The sequence below is a fragment of the Streptomyces sp. NPDC088915 genome, from assembly GCF_044749825.1.
In the GTDB taxonomy this organism is placed as follows: Bacteria; Actinomycetota; Actinomycetes; order Streptomycetales; family Streptomycetaceae; genus Streptomyces.
This window is the reverse complement of sequence record NZ_JBIVIR010000001.1, coordinates 406,488-429,799: the sequence shown is the minus strand read 5'-3', so window position 1 is coordinate 429,799 and position 23,312 is coordinate 406,488. Positions and strand designations below refer to the sequence as shown.

Genomic DNA, 23,312 nt, shown 5'->3' with positions numbered 1-23,312 from the left:
GCATTCTACTAGAACAAGTAGTCCACGGGGAGTCCGTCGGCCGCGCGGGAAAATCGACGAGACGGAACGTCTTGCGAAGGGTCCGCCCATGCCGTACGGTCGTGTCATCACGACGAGACGAGACGTCTCGTTCAGATGTGTTCATGTCGCCCACGTCCAGGAGAACGCCCTTGTTCCGTGCCCGACTCACCGACGTCACCCAGCACTACGTCACGCCGGACGCCCGGCTCCGCACCGTGCTCGACCGGGTCTCCCTCACCGTCCGCCCCGGCGAGCGGCTCGGGGTCGTCGGGGACAACGGGTCCGGCAAGTCCACCCTGCTGCGGCTCCTCGCCGGCCTGGAGGCCCCCGCCCACGGCACCGTGGACGTCGAGGCGCCCGGCGGTCTCGGGCACCTCGCCCAGACCCTGGACCTCCCCCCGGACGCCACCGTCGGGGACGCCGTCGACCACGCGCTCGCCGAGGTGCGGGACCTTGAGCGGGCCGTCCGGGCCGCCGAGGCGGACCTCGCCGCGACCGGCGACCTCGACGGGTACGCCCGGCTGCTCGCCGCGTACGAGGCCCGGGGCGGCGCCGGGGCCGACCGGCGGGTGGAGACGACGCTGCGCAGGCTCGGGGAGCGCCGGCCGCCCGACCGCGCCCGGCCCCTCGGGACGCTCTCCGGCGGACAGCGCTCCCGGCTCGCCCTCGCCGCCGTGCTCGCCGCCGAGCCCGAACTGCTGCTGCTCGACGAGCCCACCAACGACCTCGACGACGAGGCCGTGGCCTGGCTGGAGGAGCGGCTGCGCGCCCACCGGGGCACGGTCGTCGCCGTCTCCCACGACCGCGTCTTCCTCGACCGGGTCGCCACCGCCGTCCTGGAGGTCGACGAGGACCGCCGCACCCTGCGCCGCTACGGCAACGGCTACGGCGGCTACCTGGCCGGGCGGGCGGCCGAACGGGCGCGCAGGGTGCGGGAGTACGAGGAGTGGAGGAACGAACTCGCCCGGTACACGGCCCTCGCGGACACCCACATCGACCGGTTCTCGGCGATCCCCCGCAAGGCCCCGGCCGCGTTCAGCGGGGCCGGCGCCTTCCGGGCCCGGTCGCGGGCGCACGGCGCCATGAGCCGCATCCGGGCCGCCCGCGAGCGGGTCGCCCGGCTCACCGCCCATCCCGTGCCCGCGCCCCCGGAGCCCCTCCGGTTCCGCGCGGACCTCGCGGGCGGGGGCGCGCCCGTGGACCTCGTGGACGTCCGGGTGGAGGGGCGGCTCCGGCTGGACGCCCTCCACCTCGACGCGGGCGAACGGCTCCTGGTCACCGGTCCGAACGGCGCCGGGAAGTCCACCCTCCTGAAGGTCCTCGCGGGCGAACTCGCCCCGGACGGCGGCTTCGTGGACGCGCCCGCCCGGGTCGGGCTGCTCCGCCAGGAGACGGCCCCGCCCACCGACCCCCGTACGGTGGCCGAGGCCTTCGGGGCGGACCGCGATCCGGACCGCGCGGACGCGCTCCTCGCCCTCGGGCTCTTCGCCGCCCGGGACCTGGGGACCCCCGTCCGGCACCTGTCCGTCGGGCAGCGCCGCAAGCTGGAGCTGGCCCGGCTCGTGACCTCGCCCGCCGACCTGCTCCTCCTCGACGAGCCCACCAACCACCTGGCCCCGGGCCTGGTGGAGGAGATCGAGGCGGCCCTCGCCGCCTACCGGGGCACGCTGGTCGTCGTCAGCCACGACCGGCGGTTGCGGGAGGGCTTCCGGGGCCGCGTGCTCGCACTGGCCCCGGAGGCCGCCCTGACGTCCTAGTCGTCGGAGGAGTCCGCGGCGCTCTCCAAGTCGCCCTCCGTCTCCAGGAACACCTGCCGCAGCGCGGCGAGCGTCTCCGGGTCCGGCTTCTCCCACATGCCCCGGGACTCGGCTTCGAGGAGGCGCTCCGCGATGCCGTGCAGGGCCCAGGGGTTGGCCTCCTTCAGGAAGGCCTGGTTCTCCGGGTCGAGGACGTACTCCTGCGTCAGCTTGTCGTACATCCAGTCCGCGACCACGCCCGTCGTGGCGTCGTACCCGAAGAGGTAGTCGACGGTCGCCGCCAGCTCGAACGCGCCCTTGTAGCCGTGGCGGCGCATCGCCTCGATCCAGCGCGGATTGACCACACGGGCCCGGAAGACCCGGGAGGTCTCCTCGACGAGGGTGCGGGTGCGGACGGTCTCGGGGCGGGTCGAGTCGCCGATGTACGCCTCGGGGGCCGTGCCCTTGAGCGCGCGGACGGTCGCCACCATGCCGCCGTGGTACTGGAAGTAGTCGTCCGAGTCCGCGATGTCGTGCTCGCGCGTGTCCGTGTTCTTCGCGGCCACCGCGATCCGCTTGTACGCGGTCTCCATCTCGGCCCGCGCCGGGCGCCCTTCGAGCCCGCGCCCGTACGCGTAACCGCCCCACACCGTGTACACCTCGGCGAGGTCGGCGTCCGTGCGCCAGTCGCGGGAGTCGATGAGCTGGAGGATGCCCGCGCCGTACGTCCCCGGCCGCGAGCCGAAGATGCGGGTGGTGGCGCGCCGCTCGTCGCCGTGCTCGGCGAGGTCGGCCTGGGCGTGCGCCCGTACGTGGTTGTCCGAGGCGGACTCGTCCTCAAGCCCGGCCACGAGCCGTACGGCGTCGTCCAGGAGGCCGATGACGTGCGGGAACGCGTCGCGGAAGAAGCCCGAGATGCGCAGGGTGACGTCGATGCGCGGGCGGCCCAGCTCGGCGAGCGGGATCGGCTCCAGGCCGTTCACGCGGCGCGAGGCCTCGTCCCACAGCGGGCGGACGCCGAGCAGGGCGAGCGCCTCGGCCACGTCGTCGCCGGCGGTGCGCATCGCGCTCGTGCCCCACAGGGAGAGGCCCACGGAGGTCGGCCAGTCGCCGTTGTCGGTGCGGTAGCGCTCCAGGAGCGAGTCCGCGAGCGCCTGGCCGGTCTCCCAGGCGAGCCGGGAGGGGACGGCCTTCGGGTCGACGGAGTAGAAGTTGCGGCCGGTCGGCAGGACGTTGACCAGGCCGCGCAGGGGCGAGCCGGACGGACCGGCCGGGACGAAGCCGCCGTTCAGCGCGTGCACGGCGTGCGCCAGCTCGTCGGTGGTGGCGGCCAGGCGCGGCACGACCTGCTCGGCGGCGAACCGCAGCACGGCCCGGACCTCGGGGCTCTGGTCGGTGGGAACGGCCTCGACCGCCCAGTCCGCCGCCTCCATCGCCTCGACCAGTTCGCGCGCCTTCGCCTCCGCCTCGTCGGCGGTGGTGCGGGTCGCGGCCGACTCGTCCAGGCCGAGGGCCTCGCGCAGGCCGGGCAGGGTCTGGGTGCCGCCCCAGATCTGGCGGGCGCGCAGGATGGAGAGGACCAGGTTGACCCGGGCCTCGCCGGTCGGGGCGCCGCCGAGGACGTGCAGGCCGTCGCGGATCTGGGCGTCCTTGACCTCGCACAGCCAGCCGTCGACGTGCAGCAGGAAGTCGTCGAACCCGTCGTCCTCCGGGCGCTCTTCGAGCCCCAGGTCGTGGTCGAGCTTGGCGGCCTGGATCAGGGTCCAGATCTGGGCGCGGATCGCGGGCAGCTTCGCCGGGTCCATGGAGGAGATCTGCGCGTACTCGTCGAGGAGCTGCTCCAGGCGCGCGATGTCGCCGTACGAGTCGGCGCGGGCCATCGGCGGCACCAGGTGGTCGACCAGGGTGGCGTGGACGCGCCGCTTGGCCTGGGTGCCCTCGCCCGGGTCGTTGACCAGGAACGGGTAGACCAGCGGCAGGTCGCCGAGGGCCGCGTCCGGGCCGCAGGCGGCGGACAGGCCGGCGTTCTTGCCGGGCAGCCACTCCAGGTTGCCGTGCTTGCCCAGGTGCACCATGGCGTCGGCGCCGAAGCCGCCGTCCTCGGCGCGGGCCGCGATCCAGCGGTAGGCGGCCAGGTAGTGGTGGGACGGCGGGAGGTCGGGGTCGTGGTAGATCGCGATCGGGTTCTCGCCGAAGCCGCGCGGCGGCTGGATGAGGACGAGGAGGTTCCCGCGCCGCAGGGCGGCGAGCACGATGTCGCCCTCCGGGTTCCGCGACCGGTCGAGGAACATCTCGCCGGGCGCCGGGCCCCAGTGCTCCTCGACGTGGGTCCGCAGCTCCTCGGGGAGGGTGGCGTACCAGCGCTTGTAGTCGGCGGCCGGGATGCGGACCGGGTTCCTGGCCAGCTGCTCCTCGGTCAGCCAGTCCTGGTCGTGGCCGCCGGCCTCGATGAGGGCGTAGATCAGCTCGTCGCCGTCGCCCGAGACCAGGCCGGGGAGGTCCTCGGCGGGGCCGAAGTCGTACCCCTCCTCGATCAGGCGGCGCAGGAGGGAGACGGCGGAGGCGGGGGTGTCGAGACCGACGGCGTTGCCGATGCGGGAGTGCTTGGTGGGGTACGCGGAGAGGACCAGCGCGAGCTTCTTCTCGGCGTTCGGGATGTGCCGGAGGCGGGCGTGCCGCACGGCGATCCCGGCGACGCGGGCCGCGCGCTCGGCGTCCGCCACGTACGCGGGCAGGCCGTCCTCGTCGATCTCCTTGAAGGAGAACGGGACGGTGATCAGGCGCCCGTCGAACTCGGGGACGGCGACCTGGCCGGCAGCGTCCAGCGGGGAGAGTCCCTCGTCGTTCTCCTCCCAGGCCGCGCGGGAGCCGGTCAGGCACAGGGCCTGGAGGATCGGCACGTCGAGCGCGGCGAGCGCGCCCGCGTCCCAGGCCTCCTCGTCGCCGCCGGCCTGCGCCTCGGCGGGCTTGGTGCCGCCCGCCGCGAGGACGGTGGTGACGAGGGCGTCGGCGGTGCGGAGGGCGTCGAGCAGCTCCGGCTCGGGGGCGCGCAGGGAGGCCACGTACAGCGGGAGGGCCCGCGCGCCGGCGTCCTCGATCGCGTCGCACAGGGCGCCGACGAAGGCGGTGTTGCCGCTCATGTGGTGGGCGCGGTAGTAGAGCACGGCGATCGTCGGGCCGTCGGTGGCCTTCGGGGTGCGCTCCAGGGGGCCCCAGGTCGGGGCGGCGGCGGGGGCCTCGAAGCCGTGGCCGGTGAGCAGGACGGTGTCGGAGAGGAAGCGGGCGAGCTGTTCCAGGTTGGCGGGGCCGCCGTGCGCCAGGTAGGCGTGCGCCTCGGTGGCGACGCCGACGGGCACGGTGGACGCCTCCATGAGCTGCGCGTCGGGCGCCTGCTCGCCGCTGAGCACGACGACCGGCTTTCCGGCCGCGCGGATCGCGTCGAGCCCGTCCTGCCAGGAGCGGAGCCCGCCGAGGAGGCGGACGACGACGAGCTCGACGCCGTCGAGGAGGTCGTTCAGGTCGGCCAGCGGGAGCCGGGAGGGGTTGGCGAACCGGTACGCGACCGGGCCGCCGGCCGCGCGGGCGCTGAGCAGGTCGGTGTCGGAGTGCGACAGCAGCAGGAGCATGGCGAGGCAGGCCCTTCCTCGGGGTTGTCCGCGCCCCGGGTGGTCGTGTGTACGGCGGGAGTTCCTGACTCACCCGCCCGGGGGTGCCGGGCCGGCTCACAGTGGCGGGACCGCGCCGGAATCTCACCGGGCTTCCTCCCCGGGGTCCTGGGACCCCATGCCGCTCTGCATCCTAGATCGTGCGCTCCGGGGGCTGGAGGGAGCGGGAGGGTCGGGCGGATCACACCGGGCCCCGGGGCGGGCGGCGGGACGGTGTCTCCGCACCGGCGGCCCGGCCGACCGGCCGGCACGTCCCCGCCGGAGACCCGGCCGACCGGCCGGCACATCCCCGCCGGAGAACCGGCCGACCGGCCGGCACATCCCCGCCGGAGACCCGGCCGACCGGCCGGTACGTCCCCGCCGGAGACCCGGCCGACCGGCCGGTACGTCCCCGCCGGGCAGCCGGTCGCCGCACCCCCGCCGGAGAACCGGCGAGCCCGCCGCCGCACCCCCGCCGGAAGACCGGACAGCCGGCTCGCGTGCCCCCCGCCCCGGTGCTTCGCGTCAGGCCGGTCACACCCCGCCGACCGCCGGTTTTCCCGTGGGTATGCTCGCCGCCATGCCGCCCACCCCGACCCCGACCCCGACGCCCGGTCCCGGCGCACCCCGTGTGCGGGAGCGCGGCGACGCCTGCCCCGGGGCGCTGCGGCTGCACTCCGCCGACGACGGGCACCTGGCCCGACTGCGGCTGCCCGCAGGGAGGTTGACGCCCCGTCAGGTCGAGGTCCTGGCGCACGCGGCGGAGGCCCTGGGCGACGGGCGGATCAGCGTCACCTCGCGCGGGAACGCCGAGCTGCGCGGCCTGGCCGACGGCTGCGGGGCGGAGCTCGCGGCGCTCCTGGCGGAGGCGGGCCTGCTGCCCTCCCCCACCCACGAGCGCGTCCGCAACATCGTGGCCTCCCCGGCCGCCGGACTCGACGGACTCGGCGCGGTCGACGTGCAGTTGTGGGCCCGCGAGCTGGACGAACGGCTCTGCGCCGCGCCCTGGGCCGCCGCGCTCTCGGGCCGCTTCCTCTTCGTCCTGGACGACGGCCGCGGCGACGTCACCGGCCTCGGCGGGGATGTGACCTTGGTCGCAACGGCCTCCGGCGCCGCGCTCCTGCGCCTCGGCGACCGGACCGTGCGCGTGGCCGCCGACGACGCCCCCCGCGCCGCCCTCGCCGCCGCCCGCGCCTTCCTGACCGCCGCCCGCGCGGCCGGTACGGGCGCCTGGCGCGTCCGGGAGCTGCCGGAGGGCCACGGGGCGGACGTACGGGGAGCGCTCGCGGCGGCCGGGATCGCGGCGGAGCCCGTAAGAGAGCCCGTACGGGAGCCCCTGCCGGCCCACGGGGCTCCCCCCGCCCCCGGCCCCCTCGGCCCCCGCGCCCTCCACGTCCTCGCCCCCCTCGGCCGGCTCACCGCCGCCCAGCTCCGGGCCCTGCTGCCCGCCGACGAGGTGCGGCTCACGCCCTGGCGCGGGGCCGTCGCCGCCGGGGCGGACCCCGGGCGGCTGCCCGCCCTGGAGGCGTGCGGCCTGATCGCCCGGCCCGACTCCCCCTGGACCGGCGTCAGCGCCTGCACCGGGCGGCCCGGCTGCGCCAAGTCCCTCGCGGACGTCCGGGCGGACGCGGTCCCCGGCCGCCCCGGACTGCCCGTCCACTACTCCGGGTGCGAGCGCCGCTGCGGCCACCCGCACGGCGACTGGGTCGACGTCCTCGCCGCCCCCGGCGGCGGCTACCTCGTCGACGGCGTCCCCGTACCCCGTACCGATCTGACCCCCGCGGTCACCACGGCCCGCACCGCGCCCGGCACAACGAGATGAGCGAGAACAGGATGTTCGACTACGAGAAGGACGGCACGGAGATCTACCGCCGCTCCTTTGCCACGATCCGCGCCGAGGCGGATCTCACGGGCCTGCCCGCCGACGTCGCCCAGGTGGCGGTCCGGATGATCCACGCCTGCGGCATGACCGACCTCGTCCAGGACATCGCGTACTCGCCGGGCGTCGTCGCGAGCGCCCGCGCCGCGCTCCGGGCGGGCGCGCCGATCCTCTGCGACGCGCAGATGGTCGCCAGCGGCGTCACCCGCAAGCGGCTGCCCGCGGACAACGAGGTGGTCTGCACGCTCTCCGACCCGGCCGTCCCGGCCCTCGCCGCCGAGCTGGGCACCACCCGCTCCGCCGCCGCCATGGAGCTGTGGCGCGACCGCCTCGAAGGCTCCGTCGTCGCCGTCGGCAACGCGCCCACCGCCCTCTTCCACCTCCTGGAGATGGTCGCGAAGGGGGCGGGCAGGCCCGCCGCCGTCCTCGGCATACCGGTCGGCTTCATCGGCGCCGCCGAGTCCAAGGACGCCCTCGCCGCCAACACCCTCGGCCTCGAACACCTCGTCGTCCGGGGCCGGCGCGGCGGCAGCGCCATGACGGCCGCCGCGATCAACGCCCTCGCGCACGAAGCGGAGATCCAGCAGTGACCGGGACCCCGGCCGGAAACACCGTCGGCAAGCTGTACGGCGTGGGGCTCGGGCCCGGCGACCCGGAGCTCCTGACCCTCGCCGCCGTGAAGGCCATCGCCGCCGCCGACGTGGTCGCGTACCACTCGGCCCGCCACGGGCGCTCCATCGCCCGCTCCATCGCGGCCCCGCACCTGCGCGAGGACCACGTCGAGGAGCGGCTGGTGTACCCGCTCACGGTGGAGACCACGGACCACCCCGGCGGCTACCGGGGCGCCCTGAACGACTTCTACGAGGAGGCGGCGGCCCGGCTCGCCGCCCACCTGGACGCGGGCCGCACGGTCGCGGTCCTCGCCGAGGGCGACCCGCTCTTCTACGGCTCGTACCAGCACATGCACAAGCGGCTCGCGCACCGCTACGACACGACCGTCATCCCCGGCGTGACCTCGGTGAGCGCCGCCGCCGCCCGGCTCGGGGAGCCGCTGTGCGAGGCGGAGGAGGTCCTGACGATCGTCCCGGGCACGCTGCCGGAGGACGAGCTGACGGCCCGGCTCGCGGGCACGGACTCGGCGGTCGTGATGAAGCTGGGCCGCACCTTCCCCACCGTGCGGCGGGCCCTGGAGCGGGCGGGCCGCCTGGAGGACGCGCGGTACGTGGAGCGGGCGTTCATGGCGGGCGAGCGGACGGAGCGCCTGGCGGACGTGGACCCGGAGTCGGTCCCGTACTTCTCGGTGGCCGTCCTGCCCTCCCGTATCGACGAGGAGCCTCCCGTACGGGAGCGGGGCGAGGTCGTCGTGGTCGGCACGGGTCCGGCGGGCGCGCCCTGGCTGACGCCGGAGTCGCGCGGGGCCCTGCTGAACGCGGACGACCTGGTCGGCTACACCACCTATCTGGACCGGGTGCCGGCGCTGCGCCCCGGGCAGCGGCGGCACGGCTCCGACAACAAGGTGGAGTCGGAGCGCGCCGAGTTCGCCCTCGACCTGGCCCGGCGCGGGCACCGGGTCGCGGTCGTCTCGGGCGGCGACCCGGGCGTCTTCGCCATGGCGACGGCGGTCCTGGAGGTGGCGTCGGAACCGGAGTACGCGGACGTTCCCGTACGGGTCCTCCCGGGCGTGACCGCCGCCAACGCGGCCGCGGCGGCGGCCGGGGCCCCGCTCGGCCACGACTACGCGACGATCTCGCTCTCCGACCGCCTCAAGCCCTGGGAGGTCATCGCGGACCGGCTGCGCGCGGCGGCCGGCGCGGACCTGGTCATCGCCCTGTACAACCCGGGCTCCAGGTCCCGCACCCACCAGGTGGCGGCCGCCCGCGACCTCCTCCTGGAGCTCCGCTCCCCCGACACCCCGGTGGTCGTCGCCCGCGACGTCGGCGGCCCCGGGCAGTCGGTCCGGGTCCTGACCCTGAAGAGCCTGGACCCCTCCGAGGTCGACATGCGCACCCTCCTCCTGATCGGCTCCTCGCAGACCCGGACGGTGGAGCGGGGCGACGGCCGCACGATCACGTGGACGCCGCGCCGGTACGGCTAGGGCCTGTCCGACCCTGATCCGCCGGACAGGCCCCAGTCCTCAGTACGCGAGGACCAGGGCGGCGGCCTCCTCGGGGGTCGTCGCCGTCCGTACGCCCTCCGGGACCGGCGGGCGGCGGACGACGACGACCGGGACGCCGGCCTCGCGGGCGGCGGTCAGTTTCGGGGCGGTGGCCGTGCCGCCGCTGTCCTTGGTGACCAGGACGTCGATCCGGTGGCGGCGGAGCAGTTCGCGCTCGCCGTCGAGGGTGAAGGGGCCCCGGTCGAGGAGGATCTCGGCGCGGGCCGGCACCGGGGCCTCGGGGGCGTCGACCGAGCGGACCAGGAACCACTCCGGGCGGTCGGCGAAGGCGGCGAGGCCCATGCGGCCGGTGGTGAGGAACACGCGGTCGCCGAGGCCGTCGAGGGCGGCGGCGGCCTCCGCCAGGGAGCCCGCGTCGCGCCAGTCGTCGCCCTCCTCCGGGACCCAGCCGGGACGGCGGAGCGCGAGCAGGGGAACATGGGCGGTGGCGGCCGCCCGGGCCGCGTGGAAGCTGATCCGCTCGGCGAAGGGATGGGTGGCGTCGATGACCGCGTCCACCGCGTGCTCCCCCAGCCACGCCGCGAGCCCGTCCGCCCCGCCGAAGCCGCCGATCCGGACCTCGCCCTCGGGCAGCCGGGGCCGGGCGACCCGGCCCGCGAGCGAGCTGGTGACCCGGACGCGGGGGTGGAGCAGTCCCGCGAGGGCGCGGGCCTCGGTGGTCCCGCCGAGAATGAGTACGTGCACAGGAGCCCCTTCGTGAGTTCAGGCGGCGGGCGCGAGGCCCAACTCAAGCACACCGGTCTCCGCCCGGGCTGGACGACCGGTGCCTGCGCGACGGCGGCGACGACGGCCGCGTACACGGCCCTGCTGACCGGCGACTTCCCGGACCCGGTGACGATCACGCTGCCGAAGGGGCAGACGCCGTCGTTCGCGCTCACGGCCGAGAAGCACGCCGGGGACACGGCCATGGCGGCGGTGGTGAAGGACGCGGGCGACGACCCGGACGTCACCCACGGGGCCGTGATCCGCTCGACGGTACGGCTCCTGCCGCCGGGCTCCGGGGTGGTCTTCCGGGCGGGCGAGGGCGTCGGCACGGTCACCCTCCCCGGCCTTCCCCTCGACGTGGGCGAGCCGGCGATCAACCCCGTGCCCCGGCAGCTGATGCGCGAGCACGTGGCGCGGGTCGCCGCCGCGCACGGCGGCACGGGCGACGTGGAGATCACGATCTCCGTGGACGGCGGCGCCGAGATCGCCCGCTCCACCTGGAACCCCCGGATCGGCATCCTCGGCGGACTGTCGATCCTGGGCACGACCGGCGTCGTCGTCCCGTACTCCTGCTCGGCCTGGATCGACTCGATCCGCCGGGGCGTGGACGTGGCCCGCGCGGGCGGCCTCACGCACGTCGCCGGCTGCACCGGCTCGACCTCCGAGCGGACGGTGACGGGCCTGTACGACCTGCCGGAGATCGCCCTCCTGGACATGGGCGACTTCGCGGGCGCGGTCCTCAAGTACGTACGCCGCCACCCGGTGGACCGGCTGACGGTCTGCGGCGGCTTCGCGAAGCTCTCCAAGCTCGCCGCCGGCCACCTGGACCTGCACTCGGCCCGCTCCCAGGTCGACAAGGGCTTCCTGGCGGACCTGGCCCGCACGGGCGGCGCGTCCGAGACCCTGGCGGCGGAGATCGCCGCCGCGAACACGGGCCTGGCCGCCCTCCGCCTCTGCGAGGCCGCCGGCGTCCCCCTCGGCGACCTCGTCGCCGCCCGCGCCCGCGACGAGTCCCTCGCGGTCCTGCGCGGCGCCCCGGTCGCGGTGGACGTGATCTGCATCGACCGGGCGGGGACGGTGGTGGGCCGGTCGTCGGTGCGGGGACCGGGGGCGTAGGGGGGGCCGGACCGTCAGACCTTGACGACGACGATCCGGTCGGGGACCAGCTTCTCCAGGTCGTCCACGTCCGACGTGAAGACCGTGACGTCGCCCGCCTGCGCCCGTGCGACGACCGCGAGGACGGCGTCGATGGCGTACTTGTGGCCGTGCAGTCCGGCGTCGGCCAGGAGTCGGCGGGCCAGGCGGGCCTCGTCCCTGCCGATGTCCGCGACCCGGACGCGGGACAGCACCCAGTCCCAGCGCTGCTCGGTCGTCCTGCCGTCGTACGCCTCGACGAGGGTCAGCGGGGAGGTGATCACCTCGGCCTCTCCGCGGGCGGCCAGGCCGAGGCGGTTGATCATCGCGCGGTCTCCCCGGACCGCGAGCGACAGTGCCTCACCGTCCAGGACGAGGGTCCGGAGCCGCCGGTTCGTCCGCTTCGTCACGCGGCCTCACCCGTGCGCGCCTCCCGCGCCCGCCGACGGCGTTCGTGCTCGGCGTCCAGCTCGTCCAGCTCGGCGTGCGCGTCGGCCCGCTCCGCCTCCGTGATCGGTCCGTGCTCCTCTTCCAGCCAGTCGACCAGTTCCCGCAGCCTGTCGCGATCGCGGCGCAACCGCAGCGCCTCCGCGACGTACGCCGACAAGCCGTACTCGGACGCCTCGGCCCGGACCTCCTCCAGGAGGTCCTCCGGGATCGTCACCGTCACCTTCTTCGTGGCCATACTCACCACCATACTCGCCGTACCGGCTGCCGTACCGACTTTCGGTCCGCATGCGGTCCCGGCTCCCCGCCCCTAAGCTTGGCGGCGGACACCCGACCGAGCGACCGAGAGGGAGACTCATGTCGAAGCGTGGCAACAAGCGGCGGGCCCGGAAGAAGAAGGGCGCGAACCACGGCAAGCGGCCGAACACCTGAGCCGGGTCGTGGTGACGGAGGGGCCCCGGGGATCTCCCCGGGGCCCCTCCGCGTGTGCCGGTCGTCCCCCGCGTGGGCCAGTCGCTTCCCGCGTGTGCCTCGTCCCCCGCGGGCCGTCGTCAGCAGGCGTGGCGGTCGCGGGCCGGGTCGTACAGGTGGCTGTCGCGGAACTCGGAGGCCGCGAGGGTGCGGCCCACGATGATGACGGCGGTCTTCGTGATCCCGGCCGCCTTCGTCTGCTCCGCGATGTCGTCGAGGGTGCCGCGCAGGACGACCTCGTCGGGGCGGCTGGCCATCGCGACGACGGCGGCCGGGCAGTCCGCGCCGTAGTGGGGGACCAGCTCGGCGACCACCCGGTCGACGTACCGCGCGGCGAGGTGGAGGACGAGCAGGGCGCCGCTGCGGCCCAGGGTCGCCAGGTCCTCGCCCTCCGGCATCGGCGTGGCCTGCTGGGCGATCCGCGTGAGGATGACCGTCTGGCCGACCGTGGGGACGGTCAGCTCCCGCTTCAGCGCGGCCGCCGCCGCCGCGAAGGCCGGGACGCCGGGGACGACCTCGTACGGGATGCCGAGCGCGTCCAGGCGGCGCATCTGCTCAGCGACCGCGCTGAACACCGACGGGTCGCCGGAGTGCAGCCGCGCCACGTCCTGCCCCGCCTCGTGGGCGGCGGCGATCTCCGCCACGATCCGGTCCAGGTCGAGACGGGCCGTGTCGACGAGCCGCGCGTCCGGCGGGCACTCGGCGAGCAGCTCGACGGGGACGAGGGAGCCGGCGTAGAGGCAGACCCCGCACGACGCCAGGGTCCGCGCGCCGCGCACGGTGATCAGGTCGGCCGCGCCGGGGCCCGCGCCGATGAAGTAGACGGTCATCCCTCTTCAGAACCTTTCGTGACGGGCCGCCGAGTGTCGGACCGCGGTGTGACGGGCCGCTCCGGGGCGGACCGCTTCGTGACGGACCCCTCCGGGGCGGGCCCTCCCGTGACGGACCCTTCCGTGCCGGGCCCTCCCGTGACGGACCCCTCCGGGGCGGGCCGTTTCGTGGCGGACCACTGCGTGACCGGCATCGCCTGCCGCCAGCCGGTGAAGCCGCCCACGGGGACGGCGGTGGCGACCGCGAGCCGGACGAGTTCCCCGCCGTGGCGGCGGTGGGCCTCGGCGAGCAGCGCCTCGGATTCGAGCGTGACGGTGTTGGCGACGAGCCGGCCGCCGACGGGCAGCGCGTCCCAGCAGGCCGCGAGCAGACCGGGGGCGGTCAGGCCGCCGCCGACGAAGACCGCGTCCGGGGTGGGGAGCCCGGCGAGGGCCTCGGGGGCGGGGCCGGTGACGACCTCCAGGGCCGGGACGCCGAGCGCGTCGGCGTTGCGGGCGATCCGGGCGGCCCGCTCGGGACTCTTCTCGACCGCGACGGCCCGGCAGGCGCGGTGGGTCCGCATCCACTCGATGCCGATGGAGCCGGAGCCGCCGCCGACGTCCCAGAGGAGTTCGCCGGGGGCGGGGGCGAGCGCGGCGAGGGTGGCGGCGCGCACGTACCGCTTGGTGAGCTGCCCGTCGTGCTCGTACGCCTCGTCCGGAAGGCCCGGCGCGGCGCCGAGCCGCAGGGCGTCCGGGTCGCGCGCGCAGTCGAGCGCGAGGACGTGCAGGGCGTCGGTCCGCTCGTACGGCCAGGCCCCGGCGGTCGCGTCGAGGAGCCGCTCGCGGGGGCCGCCGAGCTGTTCCAGGACCCGGATCCGGGTGCCGCCCCAGCCGGTGTCCCGGAGGAGGGACGCCACGCGGGCGGGGGTCTCCGGGCCCTCGCCGAGGACGAGGATCCGGCGCCCGGGGTGCAGGACGGCGGCGAGGGCCGCGAGCGGCCGGGCCACCAGGGACACCGTCTCGGTCTCCTCCAGGGGCCAGCCGAGCCGGGCGCAGGCGTACGAGACGGAGGACGGGTGCGGGTGGATCCGGAGCCGGTCGGCGCCGACGGTCTCCGCGAGGGTGCGGCCGATGCCGTAGAAGGAGGGGTCCCCGCTGGCCAGGACGGCGACCGCGCGCCCCGCGTGGGCGGCGAGCAGGCCGGGCACGGCGGGGCGGAGGGGGGAGGGCCAGGCGATCCGCTCGCCGGGGCAGTCGCCGACGGGCAGCAGGTCGAGCTGGCGGGGGGCGCCGATCAGGACCCCGGCGGCGCGCAGGACGCGGCGGGAGGCCTCGGGGAGCCCGTCCCAGCCGTCCGCGCCGATCCCGACGACCGACACCGCGTCCGACACCGCATCCGGCGTCGCACCCGTTATCGCACCCGTCGCACCGTTCACACCCGCACCGTCCACGCCGCCGAACTCTACGGGAGCCCCGGGTTCCGCCTCTCCGTGGGCGTCGTCACTCCCGGGGTCGTCCAAGCCCTCCGGCATGCGGGTCCCGGGGCGCGGAATAGCGAGGGGGGTCGCACCGTTGGACGTGATGGTTTAAGATTCAACCACTAGCCGGGAAAGGCACCCCGGGAACGCGAGAGGTGAGCACGATGCAGTTCGGGATCTTCACCGTCGGCGACGTGACGACCGACCCCACCACCGGCCGCACCCCCAGCGAGCACGAGCGGATCAAGAACACCGTCGCCATCGCGCTCAAGGCGGAGGAGGTCGGCCTCGACGTCTTCGCGACCGGGGAGCACCACAACCCGCCGTTCGTCCCGTCGTCCCCCACCACCCTCCTCGGGCACATCGCCGCCCGCACGGAGAACCTGATCCTGTCCACGTCCACGACCCTGATCACCACCAACGACCCGGTGAAGATCGCCGAGGACTACGCGACCCTCCAGCACCTCGCCGACGGCCGCGTGGACCTGATGATGGGCCGCGGCAACACCGGCCCGGTCTACCCGTGGTTCGGCCAGGACATCCGCCAGGGCATCCCGCTCGCCATCGAGAACTACGCGCTGCTCCACCGGCTGTGGAGGGAGGACGTCGTCGACTGGGAGGGCAAGTTCCGCAGCGCCCTCCAGGGCTTCACCTCCACCCCGCGTCCGCTCGACGGCGTCCCGCCGTTCGTCTGGCACGGCTCCATCCGCTCCCCGGAGATCGCCGAGCAGGCCGCCTACTACGGCGACGGCTTCTTCGCGAACCACATCTTCTGGCCCAAGCAGCACACCGAGAAGATGGTCCGGCTCTACCGCCAGCGGTACGCGCACTACGGCCACGGCACCCCCGAGCAGGCGATCGTCGGCCTCGGCGGCCAGGTCTTCCTGCGGAAGAACTCGCAGGACGCGGTACGGGAGTTCCGCCCGTACTTCGACAACGCGCCGGTCTACGGCCACGGCCCCTCCCTGGAGGAGTTCAGCCGCGAGACCCCGCTGACCGTCGGCTCCCCGCAGGAGGTCATCGAGCGGACCCTGTCCTTCCGCGACTACGTGGGCGACTACCAGCGCCAGCTCTTCCTGGTCGACCACGCCGGACTGCCCCTGAAGACCGTCCTGGAGCAGCTCGACATCCTCGGCGAGGAGGTCGTCCCGGTGCTGCGCAAGGAGTTCGCGAACCTGCGCCCGGCCGGCGTCCCGGACACCGCCCCGCTCCACCCCGCCGTCGTACAGTCCAAGGAGGTCTGACGTCATGCGCACGCTCAAGCTGGTCGCCGTCTCGGCCGGACTCAGCAGCCCCTCCTCGACCCGGCTCCTCGCCGACCGACTCCTCCGGGCCGCCCGCTACCGGCTGGCCGAGCAGGAGTACGCGGTCGACGTCGAGGTGGTCGAACTCCGCGGCCTGGCCGTCGACATCGCCAACAACCTCGTCACCGGCTTCCCCTCCGGGCGGCTCCAGGAGGCGATCGACGCGGTGACCGGCGCGGACGGCGTCATCGCGGTGACCCCGGTCTTCACGGCCTCGTACAGCGGTCTGTTCAAGTCGTTCTTCGACCTGGTCGACCCGACGGCGCTGACCGGCACCCCGGTCCTGATCGGGGCGACCGGCGGCACCGCCCGCCACTCGCTGGTCCTGGACCACGCCCTGCGGCCGCTCTTCGCCTACCTGCGGGCCCTGACCGTCCCGACCGCCGTCTACGCGGCCTCGGAGGACTGGGGCTCGGGCGGCGACGAGGCCTCCTCGACCGGTTTCGGGGGCGAAGGCCTGCCCGCCCGGATCAACCGGGCCGGGTACGAGTTCGCGGACGCGGTCGCCGCCCGGCCGGTCCGGGAGGCGGACGAGGACGAGGTCGTGCCGTTCGAGCGCCAACTGGCCGGCCTGCGCCTCGACTGACGGCCCGCGGCGCCCCGTTTGTTACGTTGGAGGCGGATCGCACAGAGGTGCCGTACGACGGACGGAGGTCGGCGATGGCCGGCAGGATCGTGGTGGGCGTGGACGGGTCGGAGCCTTCCCTCCGGGCGCTGCGGTGGGCGGCCGGGCAGGCCGCCCTGACCGGGGACTCCGTGGAGGCGGTCATCGCCTGGGAGTACCCGGCCTCGTGGGCGACGCTGATGCCGGGCGTGCCGCCGGAGTTCGACCCCGAGCGGCTCGCCGCGCAGATCCTGGACCAGGCCCTGGCCGACGCGCTCGCCCCGGAGGCGGCCGCCGACGCCGTCCGCACGGTGGTCGGCGGCAACGCCGCGCAGGCCCTGGTGGACACGGCGAAGGGCGCGAGCCTCCTCGTCGTCGGCGACCGCGGCCACAGCGGCTTCCGGGCGGCCGTCCTCGGCTCGGTCTCCACCCAGGTCGCCCAGCACGCCCCCTGCCCGGTCGTGGTCGTCCGGGGCGAGTTCCAGGGCGGGTGAGGGACCGGCCCCGGACCTCCCCGAGCGGCGGCGCGGCCTCTCAGACGGCCGCCGCCCGGGCGCCCTTCCCCGCGGGCAGCACGTCCGCCACGACGCACGACGCGTTGTCCGGACCGCCCCGCCCGTCGGCGAGGGCGAGCAGGGCCCGGACGGTGTCCTCCGGTCCGGCCCCGGCCGCCAGGGCGGCGCGCAGCTCCGCCTCCGGCACGACCGCCGACAGGCCGTCCGTGCACAGCAGCCAGCGGTCTCCGGGCCGCCCCTCGTGCAGGCTCAGATCGGGCGCGGGCCCGTCCCCCGCTCCGTCGAGGGCCCGCAGGAGCAGGGCCCGGTCCGGGTGGGCCGCCGCCTCCGCCGGGTCGAGCTCGCCCGCGTCCACCCGCGCCTGCACGGCGGTGTGGTCACGGGTGAGGCGTACGAGGTCCCCGTCCCGCAGCAGGTACGCGCGCCCGTCCCCCACGTGCGCGAGCGCGAGCCGGGACCCCGTCCACACCCCGGCCGTCAGGGTCGTCCCCGCGCCGGGCGCCGCCGCGCCGACCTCCACGTCCGCGCGGTGCACGGCTTCCTCCAGGGCGTTGAGCAGGTCCCCGGCCCGACCGCCGGGCGCCGGGGCCCCCTCGACGGCGGCGAGGGCCGCGAGGGCCGCCGCCGCGGCCAGGTCCCCCGCCGCGCCGTAGCCGTCCGCGACGGCGAGCAGGCGCGGGCCGGCGTGCGCCCGGTCCTGGTTGGCCTCCCGCACCCGCCCGCGCTCCGAGAGCGCGGAGACGTGCAGGGCGTGGGGTCGTACGGCCGTGGTCGTCGTACCGGTGTCCGTGTCCATGAGGTCGTTCCCTCCCAGTCGGTTCATCAGGGAGGCCGCGAGGTCCCGCCGCTCCGCCGTCTCGGCCTCGACGCGCGCCCAGTGGGCGCGGACCGCGCGGGCCGCCGCCCCCGGGTCCGTGCCGTGCAGCGCGCACACGTCCCGGACCCCGGCGAGCGGCATCCCGATCCGCCGCAGCCAGGCCACCAGACGCGCCCGCTCCACCTGCGCCCCGGCGTAGTACCGGTAGCCGGTGTACGCGTCGACGCGGGCGGGCGGGAGCAGGCCCGAGTTCGTCGTAGCGGCGCAGCGCCTTGGCGGAGAGCCGGGACGCGCGGGCGAACTCCCCGATCGTCATGAGCGGTTCCGGCGCTCCGGCCGCCCCGCCCCGTCCGTGCCGTTCCACCGGCGTGCCACCTCCCCGTGCCGGCCGCCCCCGTGGCGCCCGGCTCCACCGATGCTGGACCTTCCCTCACGGGGAAGGTCAACCACCGCCCCGTACCGCCCGCTACCTGCGGTTGTACAGCCGCATCGTGACCCATCCGAAGACGAGCACGAACAGCGCCGACCAGCCCAGCGACCAGGCGATCTCCGCGCCCGGCCACCGGCCCGCCATCAACTCCCGCACCGCACTCGCCACATGGGTCACCGGGTTGTTGTTCACGAAGGCCTGGAGCCAGCCCGGCATGGTCTTCGGGTCGACGAAGACGTTCGACAGGAAGGTCAGCGGGAAGATCACCATCATCGAGACGCCCATGACGGACTTCTCGCTGCGCAGCAGCAGGCCGAACATGGTCCAGATCCACGAGAAGGCGAACGAGAACACCAGGAGCAGCACGACCCCGAGGAGCACGCCCGGGAACCCGCCCTCCGGGCGGTAGCCGATGATCACGCCGACCGTCAGCATCACGGCCGAGGCGATCAGATAGCGCACGACGTCGCCGAGGAGGTAGCCGACCATCGGCGCCGGGCGCCAGATCGGCAGGGTGCGGAAGCGGTCGAAGACGCCCTTCTCGATGTCGGTGTTGACCGACACCCCCGTGTACATCGTGATCATCACGACGCTCATCACCAGGATGCCCGGCAGCAGGAACTGGACGTACGAGGAGACCGAGCCGGCCAGCGCGCCCCCGAAGAGGTACGTGTACATCAGCACCATCATGATCGGGAACGCCGTCACGTCGAAGAGCTGCTCCGGCACGTGCTTGATCTTCAGCATGGCCCGCCGGCCGAACGTCAGCGAGGCGGAGAGCGCGCCGGGGCGGGGCGGGCGGGGCCGCCGGACGAGGAGGGCGGCCAGCTCCTCCGCCCGGGGGGCCTCGAATTCGAGGTCGGCCGTGCGCGTGTCCTTGCCGGTGGAGACGGTGGTCATGCCGCCGTTCCTCTCTTGTCGGTCGGCGCCCCGTCCGCCGGCGCCCCGTCCGTCAGCGCCAGGAACACCTCGTCGAGGCTGGGCTGTCCGAGCGCGAAGCTGTCGACCGTGATCCCGGCCCGCGCCAGCTCCGCGAGCGCCCGGGCCGCCTGCTCGGCGGCGCCGAGGTCCGTCCCGTGGCCGTCGACGGTGGCGGTGAGCGCGACCGGGTCCGGGTCGAGCTGCACGGTGGCCCGCAGCGCGCCGCGCAGGACCGCCTCGGCCTCCCGGCGCCGCTCGGGGTCCCGGAGCCGCACGTGCACCGAGCCCGAGCCGACCGAGGCCTTCAGCTCGCCCTTCGTGCCCTCCGCGATCACCCGGCCGTGGTCGATGACGGCGACCCGGGAGGCCAGTCGATCCGCCTCGTCCAGGTACTGGGTGGTCAGCAGGACGGTGGTGCCCTGGGCGACCACCGCGCGGACGATGTCCCAGACCTGGTTGCGGCTGCGCGGGTCGAGGCCGGTCGTCGGTTCGTCGAGGAAGAGCAGGTCGGGGGTGTTGAGGATGGACGCGGCGATGTCGATGCGCCGCCGCATGCCGCCCGAGTAGTTCTTGATCTGCTTGTCGGCGGCCTCCGCGAGCCCGAACGCGGCGAGCAGCTCCTCCGAGCGCGCGCGGGCGGCGGGCCGGGTGTGGCCGAGCAGCCGGGCGAGGAGGACCAGGTTCTCCGTACCGGTCAGGTCCTCGTCGACGGAGGCGTACTGACCGGTGAGGCTCACGCGCCCGCGTACCGCGTCGGCGTCCTTGACGACGTCCTTGCCGAAGACGTCGGCCCGGCCGCCGTCGGGGCGGAGCAGGGTGGCGAGCACCTTGACGACGGTCGTCTTGCCGGCGCCGTTGGGCCCGAGGACCCCGTAGACGGTTCCGGCGGGGACGCGCAGGTCGACGCCGTCCACGGCACGGTTGGTTCCGAAGACCTTGACCAGGCCCTCGGTCTCGACGGCGAGGTCGGTCATGCGGTTTCCTCCGTCGTCCCCACGTCGTCCCCACGTCGTCCCCGGCGGCGCCGGTCCCGCTCAGCGGGTCGCCGGGCGGGCCGCCGTGCCCTCGTGGGTGTAGAAGAAGTAGTGGGCGGCGACCGTGGTGACCAGCGCGGACACCAGTCCGAGCCCGCTCGACGAGAACACGGTGGCGTTGGTGAGGCTGTAGGCGTAGCCGACCGCGACGCCCACCAGGGCGCCCCACGCGGCGGCGCGCGGCAGGCGGGGCAGGGTGTGGCCGTAGCGGCGGAGGGCGTGGATCGCCACGGCGAGCACGACGGCGGAGACGAGGCCGATCCAGAGTTGGCTCAGGGCGAGGGGACCGCCGTGGCGGGCGTTCGTCTCGGCGTAGAAGCCGTACAGGACGCCGATCGTGACCGGACCGGCCCAGCCGTGCGTACTCATGTGGCGCCGCCGGGCGGGCACCGCTGCGTGTGCGGCCATGGCAGGAGCTCCTTCGTCTCTGGCGCCTCCGGCGCCTCTCACCCCCTGGTTCCCGCACCCTCCAGGGCACACCCGCGGCCCGCGCGCCGCAAGTGGATCAGCCGGGTCCGGGCCCCGGGCCCGGTTCACCCGTTCGGGCCAGCCGGGAGGCCGGTTCGCGCGGGCGCTCCCACGATGGGGCCATGAGCCAGAACGACGACGGGACCGCGCGTCCGGGCCAGGGCCAGAGCCAGGGCCAGCACGCAGCGCCGCCCCGCAACCCGAACGCCGCCGCGCCCCGCGAGCAGAGCACCGCCGGTGCCTGGGCCTCCGGCGGCACCCTCTTCGCCGGTGTCCTCATGCTGGTCATCGGCTTCATGGACGTCTTCCAGGGCATCGCGGGCATCGCCCAGGACGACGTCTACACGCGCGTGGGCGACTACGTCTTCAAGTTCAACCTGACGGCATGGGGCTGGATCCACCTGATCCTGGGCGTGATCCTCGTGATCGTCGGCTACGGCGTCCTCAAGGGCGCCGAGTGGGGCCGGGTCGCCGGCATCGCGCTCGCCTCCCTCAACGTCCTCTTCCACTTCCTCTTCCTGCCCTACCAGCCCTGGTGGGCGCTCTTCTCCATGGCCGTCTCGATCTTCGTGATCTGGGCGCTCGCCACGGACAGGGCGTACGGCCCGGACGAGAGGTACTGACCCGCGTGGGACGCACCGCCGGAACCGTCCTCGGCCTCGCCGCCGCGCTCGCCCTCACCACCGGCTGCGACTCCGCCGGGGACGCGGTCGGCGGTGCCGTCTCCTCCGCGACGGCCGCGGTCGCCTCGGCCGCCGAGCGGAAGATGGACGAGGTCAGGGACGGGGTGGACGCGAAGGGGGACGTGAGGGCCGGGGAGCCCCGCGCCGACGGGGACCGGACGGTCGCGGAGATCACCGCGACCAACCCGAAGGACGGGGACGCCGACTACACGGTCATGGTCGACTTCCGCGACGGGGACGGGAAACTGCTCGACGCCGTCGTCCTGGACATCGACGCCGTGGCCCCGGGGAAGTCCAAGTCCGGCACGGCCCGCAGCAACCGCCGGCTCCCGGGCGCGACGAAGGCGGAGATCGGCCGGGCCCTGCGGCACTGAGGGGCCGGGCGTCCGGAAGGTCCCGGGGCCGCCCCCGGGACCCCGGCGCACCCGGTGTCCGTGGCGGAAGAAGTGCCGGTCACGGCGAGAGCACGAGCAGCGCGGAGAACGCAGCGACCGCGAGCGGCGTCGCCACCGCCCACCGGGCGCCCGGCCGGTTGCCGGGGTCCACGAAGGCCGCGACCAGCAGCAGCAGGGCCGCCGGGAGGAACAGGAACATGCACAGGACGGCGCCGATCAGCGACCAGGCCAGCAGGCCGGTCCCGATGAGCAGGCAGGCCCGGGCGCACGCCCCGGGCTGATCCCGCAGGAAGAGCGGCGGGATGGTCACCCACCCGCTGATCAGGAAGTGTCCGCCCAGGAGCGGACCGATCAGGAACCCCAGGAAGACCGCGCACCCCGCCGCCGCAACCCCCGCCACGATCCATGACCGCTGCCGCGCGGACACCTGTCGGCCTTCCTCCGTGACGTCCGCCACCATGACGCCCACCCCCCTCTTGAACGCGTTCAATTGAACACGTTCAAGATAGCTCACGCGGGGCGCCCCGGTAAGGGCGGATCAGGAGCCGCGCGTACCCCGCGCCCCTGCGACACTGAACGGCGTGGACTCCGACCCCGTCCGTGCCGCGGCCCCCGCCCCCGTCCCCGTCCCCGGACGGACGCCCGCGCCCGTCGCGGCGGACACCGCCCCGCCGCCCCGCCGCCCCCGGCAACGGGTGGCCACATGGGCGGCCGGGCTGCTGCTCCTCGTGCCCGCCGCGGTCACCGCCTGCCGCCTGCTGGACGCCGACGGGGTCACGCCCGTCCCGCAGTTGCTCTCCTTCCTGCCCTGGCTGACCGTCCCCGCCGGGCTCGGGCTGCTCCTGGCCGCCGCCGCCCGCCGCCGGGGCCTCGCCCTCACCGCCGTCACCGTCCTGGCCGCCACCGCCTGGAGCTCCCTGCCGTACACGACGTGGACCGTCGTGGGACACGGGTACCCCCTCACCCGGGTCCGCGTCCTCGCCGCCAACGTCGAGTTCGGCCGGGCCACGGACGCGCTGATCGCCGCGGTCCGGCGCGAGCGCCCCGGGCTCGTGTACGTCTCCGAGTGCGACCGCGCCTGCGGACGCGCCCTCACCACGGCCCTCGCCGCCGAACTCCCCCACCACGCCTCCGTCGAGGCCGACGGATCGGCGGGCTCCGTGGTGCTCAGCGCCCATCCACTGCGCGACCGGAGGGCGATCCCGGCCACCATGGGGATGCCGGGCGCCACGGCCGAGATCGCCGGACGCTCCGTCCGCGTCCAGCTCGCCCACCCGATGCCGCCGGTCCCGGGCCGGGTGGGCCTGTGGAAGCGGGAGCTGGGCAGGATCGGGGACTTCGCCGCCCGGCGCGCGGGCCCGGCCCTGGTCGCCGGGGACTTCAACGCCTCCCAGGACCACGCGGCCTTCCGCGCGATCCTGAAGGAGGGCCGCCTGCGGGACGCGGCCTGGGCGGCGGGGAAGAGCCGCGCCGCCACCTGGCCCGCGGAGGGCCCGCTCCCGCCGTACGTGCAGATCGACCACGTCCTGGTCAGCGACGAGTTCAGTGTGGAGGAGGTCCGCTTCCTCGACCTCGCCGGCACCGACCACCGGGCCGTCCTCGCCGATCTCGACCTGCGGGGAGAGCGCTGATCGGCCA

The 23,312-nt window shown here is 75.2% G+C and carries 23 protein-coding genes and 1 riboswitch; of the genes, 12 read left to right on the top strand and 11 right to left on the bottom strand.

Annotated features, from left to right (window positions below; all coding sequences use genetic code 11):
* Positions 1-143 precede the first annotated feature (143 nt).
* Positions 144-1,778, top strand: a complete 1,635-nt coding sequence (gene abc-f / locus ACIP5O_RS01995) for a ribosomal protection-like ABC-F family protein (protein WP_401287392.1) — start codon at positions 144-146, stop codon at positions 1,776-1,778.
* On the opposite strand, the gene cobN is transcribed toward abc-f, so the two are convergent.
* The gene (gene cobN, locus ACIP5O_RS01990; protein ID WP_401287389.1) at positions 1,775-5,383 is read right to left on the bottom strand and encodes a cobaltochelatase subunit CobN; all 3,609 of its coding nucleotides are present in this window, start codon (positions 5,381-5,383) and stop codon (positions 1,775-1,777) included. The genes abc-f and cobN overlap by 4 nt on opposite strands.
* A 58-nt stretch (positions 5,384-5,441) precedes the next feature.
* Positions 5,442-5,521: riboswitch (cobalamin riboswitch) on the bottom strand.
* 448 nt (positions 5,522-5,969) lie between these two features.
* Between cobN and ACIP5O_RS01985 the strand changes: the two genes are divergently transcribed.
* Genes ACIP5O_RS01985 through ACIP5O_RS01975 form a run of 3 tightly spaced genes read left to right on the top strand, consistent with a single transcriptional unit; the run spans position 5,970 to position 9,375 of the window.
* Positions 5,970-7,223, top strand: a complete 1,254-nt coding sequence (locus ACIP5O_RS01985) for a cobalamin biosynthesis protein CobG (protein ID WP_401288116.1) — start codon at positions 5,970-5,972, stop codon at positions 7,221-7,223.
* On the top strand, positions 7,220-7,870 hold the full coding sequence (locus ACIP5O_RS01980) for a precorrin-8X methylmutase (protein ID WP_401287387.1): 651 nt from the start codon (positions 7,220-7,222) through the stop codon (positions 7,868-7,870). Before ACIP5O_RS01985 ends, ACIP5O_RS01980 begins: the two co-directional genes overlap by 4 nt.
* Positions 7,867-9,375, top strand: coding sequence for a precorrin-2 C(20)-methyltransferase (locus ACIP5O_RS01975; protein WP_401287385.1), 1,509 nt, complete (start codon positions 7,867-7,869; stop codon positions 9,373-9,375). The genes ACIP5O_RS01980 and ACIP5O_RS01975 overlap by 4 nt, the downstream gene beginning before the upstream one ends.
* Before the next feature lie 39 nt (positions 9,376-9,414).
* Here ACIP5O_RS01975 and ACIP5O_RS01970 read toward each other — a convergent pair whose 3' ends face one another.
* Positions 9,415-10,140, bottom strand: a complete 726-nt coding sequence (locus tag ACIP5O_RS01970) for a cobalt-precorrin-6A reductase (RefSeq protein ID WP_401287382.1) — start codon at positions 10,138-10,140, stop codon at positions 9,415-9,417.
* Positions 10,141-10,152: 12 nt separating this feature from the next.
* Here ACIP5O_RS01970 and ACIP5O_RS01965 point away from each other — a divergent pair, with 12 nt between their 5' ends.
* Complete coding sequence (locus ACIP5O_RS01965; RefSeq protein ID WP_401287379.1) at positions 10,153-11,277, top strand: cobalt-precorrin-5B (C(1))-methyltransferase; 1,125 nt, start codon at positions 10,153-10,155, stop codon at positions 11,275-11,277.
* Positions 11,278-11,291: 14 nt separating this feature from the next.
* Here ACIP5O_RS01965 and ACIP5O_RS01960 read toward each other — a convergent pair whose 3' ends face one another.
* Both ACIP5O_RS01960 and ACIP5O_RS01955 read right to left on the bottom strand, forming a co-directional pair.
* Entirely contained in the window at positions 11,292-11,705 is a 414-nt protein-coding gene (locus ACIP5O_RS01960) for a hypothetical protein (RefSeq protein ID WP_401287377.1), read from the bottom strand.
* Positions 11,702-11,980 carry a CopG family transcriptional regulator gene (locus ACIP5O_RS01955; protein ID WP_401287375.1) on the bottom strand — a complete coding sequence of 93 codons (279 nt, stop codon included), beginning with the start codon at positions 11,978-11,980 and terminating at the stop codon, positions 11,702-11,704. Before ACIP5O_RS01955 ends, ACIP5O_RS01960 begins: the two co-directional genes overlap by 4 nt.
* Positions 11,981-12,099: 119 nt before the next feature.
* On the opposite strand from ACIP5O_RS01955, the gene ACIP5O_RS01950 reads away from it, so the two are divergent.
* Positions 12,100-12,174: a 50S ribosomal protein bL37 gene (locus ACIP5O_RS01950; RefSeq protein WP_372460710.1), complete on the top strand. Its 75-nt coding sequence runs from the start codon at positions 12,100-12,102 to the stop codon at positions 12,172-12,174.
* Positions 12,175-12,293: 119 nt separating this feature from the next.
* Here ACIP5O_RS01950 and cobM read toward each other — a convergent pair whose 3' ends face one another.
* Both cobM and cbiE read right to left on the bottom strand, forming a co-directional pair.
* Complete coding sequence (gene cobM / locus ACIP5O_RS01945) at positions 12,294-13,043, bottom strand: precorrin-4 C(11)-methyltransferase (RefSeq protein WP_401287372.1); 750 nt, start codon at positions 13,041-13,043, stop codon at positions 12,294-12,296.
* A complete protein-coding gene (gene cbiE, locus ACIP5O_RS01940) occupies positions 13,040-14,416 on the bottom strand; it encodes a precorrin-6y C5,15-methyltransferase (decarboxylating) subunit CbiE (protein WP_401287369.1) in 1,377 nt (458 codons plus the stop codon). The genes cobM and cbiE overlap by 4 nt, the downstream gene beginning before the upstream one ends.
* Before the next feature lie 251 nt (positions 14,417-14,667).
* On the opposite strand from cbiE, the gene ACIP5O_RS01935 reads away from it, so the two are divergent.
* From ACIP5O_RS01935 to ACIP5O_RS01925, 3 genes are all read left to right on the top strand, one after another.
* On the top strand, positions 14,668-15,747 hold the full coding sequence (locus tag ACIP5O_RS01935) for an LLM class flavin-dependent oxidoreductase (RefSeq protein ID WP_401288112.1): 1,080 nt from the start codon (positions 14,668-14,670) through the stop codon (positions 15,745-15,747).
* 4 nt (positions 15,748-15,751) lie between these two features.
* Positions 15,752-16,393 carry an FMN reductase gene (locus ACIP5O_RS01930; RefSeq protein ID WP_401287366.1) on the top strand — a complete coding sequence of 214 codons (642 nt, stop codon included), beginning with the start codon at positions 15,752-15,754 and terminating at the stop codon, positions 16,391-16,393.
* Between the two features lie 74 nt (positions 16,394-16,467).
* Positions 16,468-16,905 carry a universal stress protein gene (locus ACIP5O_RS01925; RefSeq protein ID WP_401287363.1) on the top strand — a complete coding sequence of 146 codons (438 nt, stop codon included), beginning with the start codon at positions 16,468-16,470 and terminating at the stop codon, positions 16,903-16,905.
* Between the two features lie 40 nt (positions 16,906-16,945).
* Here ACIP5O_RS01925 and ACIP5O_RS01920 read toward each other — a convergent pair whose 3' ends face one another.
* The 4 genes from ACIP5O_RS01920 to ACIP5O_RS01905 all read right to left on the bottom strand — a co-directional run bounded on the left by ACIP5O_RS01920 (position 16,946) and on the right by ACIP5O_RS01905 (position 20,536).
* Positions 16,946-17,986, bottom strand: a complete 1,041-nt coding sequence (locus tag ACIP5O_RS01920; protein ID WP_401288109.1) for a protein phosphatase 2C domain-containing protein — start codon at positions 17,984-17,986, stop codon at positions 16,946-16,948.
* Between the two features lie 223 nt (positions 17,987-18,209).
* On the bottom strand, positions 18,210-19,073 hold the full coding sequence (locus ACIP5O_RS01915) for an ABC transporter permease (RefSeq protein ID WP_365539670.1): 864 nt from the start codon (positions 19,071-19,073) through the stop codon (positions 18,210-18,212).
* Entirely contained in the window at positions 19,070-20,068 is a 999-nt protein-coding gene (locus ACIP5O_RS01910; protein WP_401287359.1) for an ATP-binding cassette domain-containing protein, read from the bottom strand. The genes ACIP5O_RS01915 and ACIP5O_RS01910 overlap by 4 nt, the downstream gene beginning before the upstream one ends.
* 60 nt (positions 20,069-20,128) lie before the next feature.
* Positions 20,129-20,536 carry a hypothetical protein gene (locus ACIP5O_RS01905; protein WP_401287357.1) on the bottom strand — a complete coding sequence of 136 codons (408 nt, stop codon included), beginning with the start codon at positions 20,534-20,536 and terminating at the stop codon, positions 20,129-20,131.
* 182 nt (positions 20,537-20,718) lie between these two features.
* Here ACIP5O_RS01905 and ACIP5O_RS01900 point away from each other — a divergent pair, with 182 nt between their 5' ends.
* Positions 20,719-21,219, top strand: a complete 501-nt coding sequence (locus tag ACIP5O_RS01900) for a hypothetical protein (protein ID WP_401287354.1) — start codon at positions 20,719-20,721, stop codon at positions 21,217-21,219.
* A gap of 5 nt (positions 21,220-21,224) precedes the next feature.
* Complete coding sequence (locus ACIP5O_RS01895) at positions 21,225-21,653, top strand: hypothetical protein (RefSeq protein WP_401287352.1); 429 nt, start codon at positions 21,225-21,227, stop codon at positions 21,651-21,653.
* Between the two features lie 79 nt (positions 21,654-21,732).
* On the opposite strand, the gene ACIP5O_RS01890 is transcribed toward ACIP5O_RS01895, so the two are convergent.
* Positions 21,733-22,164 (bottom strand): hypothetical protein, encoded by a 432-nt coding sequence (locus ACIP5O_RS01890; RefSeq protein ID WP_401287350.1) that lies wholly within the window; start codon positions 22,162-22,164, stop codon positions 21,733-21,735.
* Between the two features lie 91 nt (positions 22,165-22,255).
* Between ACIP5O_RS01890 and ACIP5O_RS01885 the strand changes: the two genes are divergently transcribed.
* Positions 22,256-23,305 carry an endonuclease/exonuclease/phosphatase family protein gene (locus ACIP5O_RS01885; protein ID WP_401287347.1) on the top strand — a complete coding sequence of 350 codons (1,050 nt, stop codon included), beginning with the start codon at positions 22,256-22,258 and terminating at the stop codon, positions 23,303-23,305.
* The last annotated feature ends 7 nt before the right edge of the window (positions 23,306-23,312 follow it).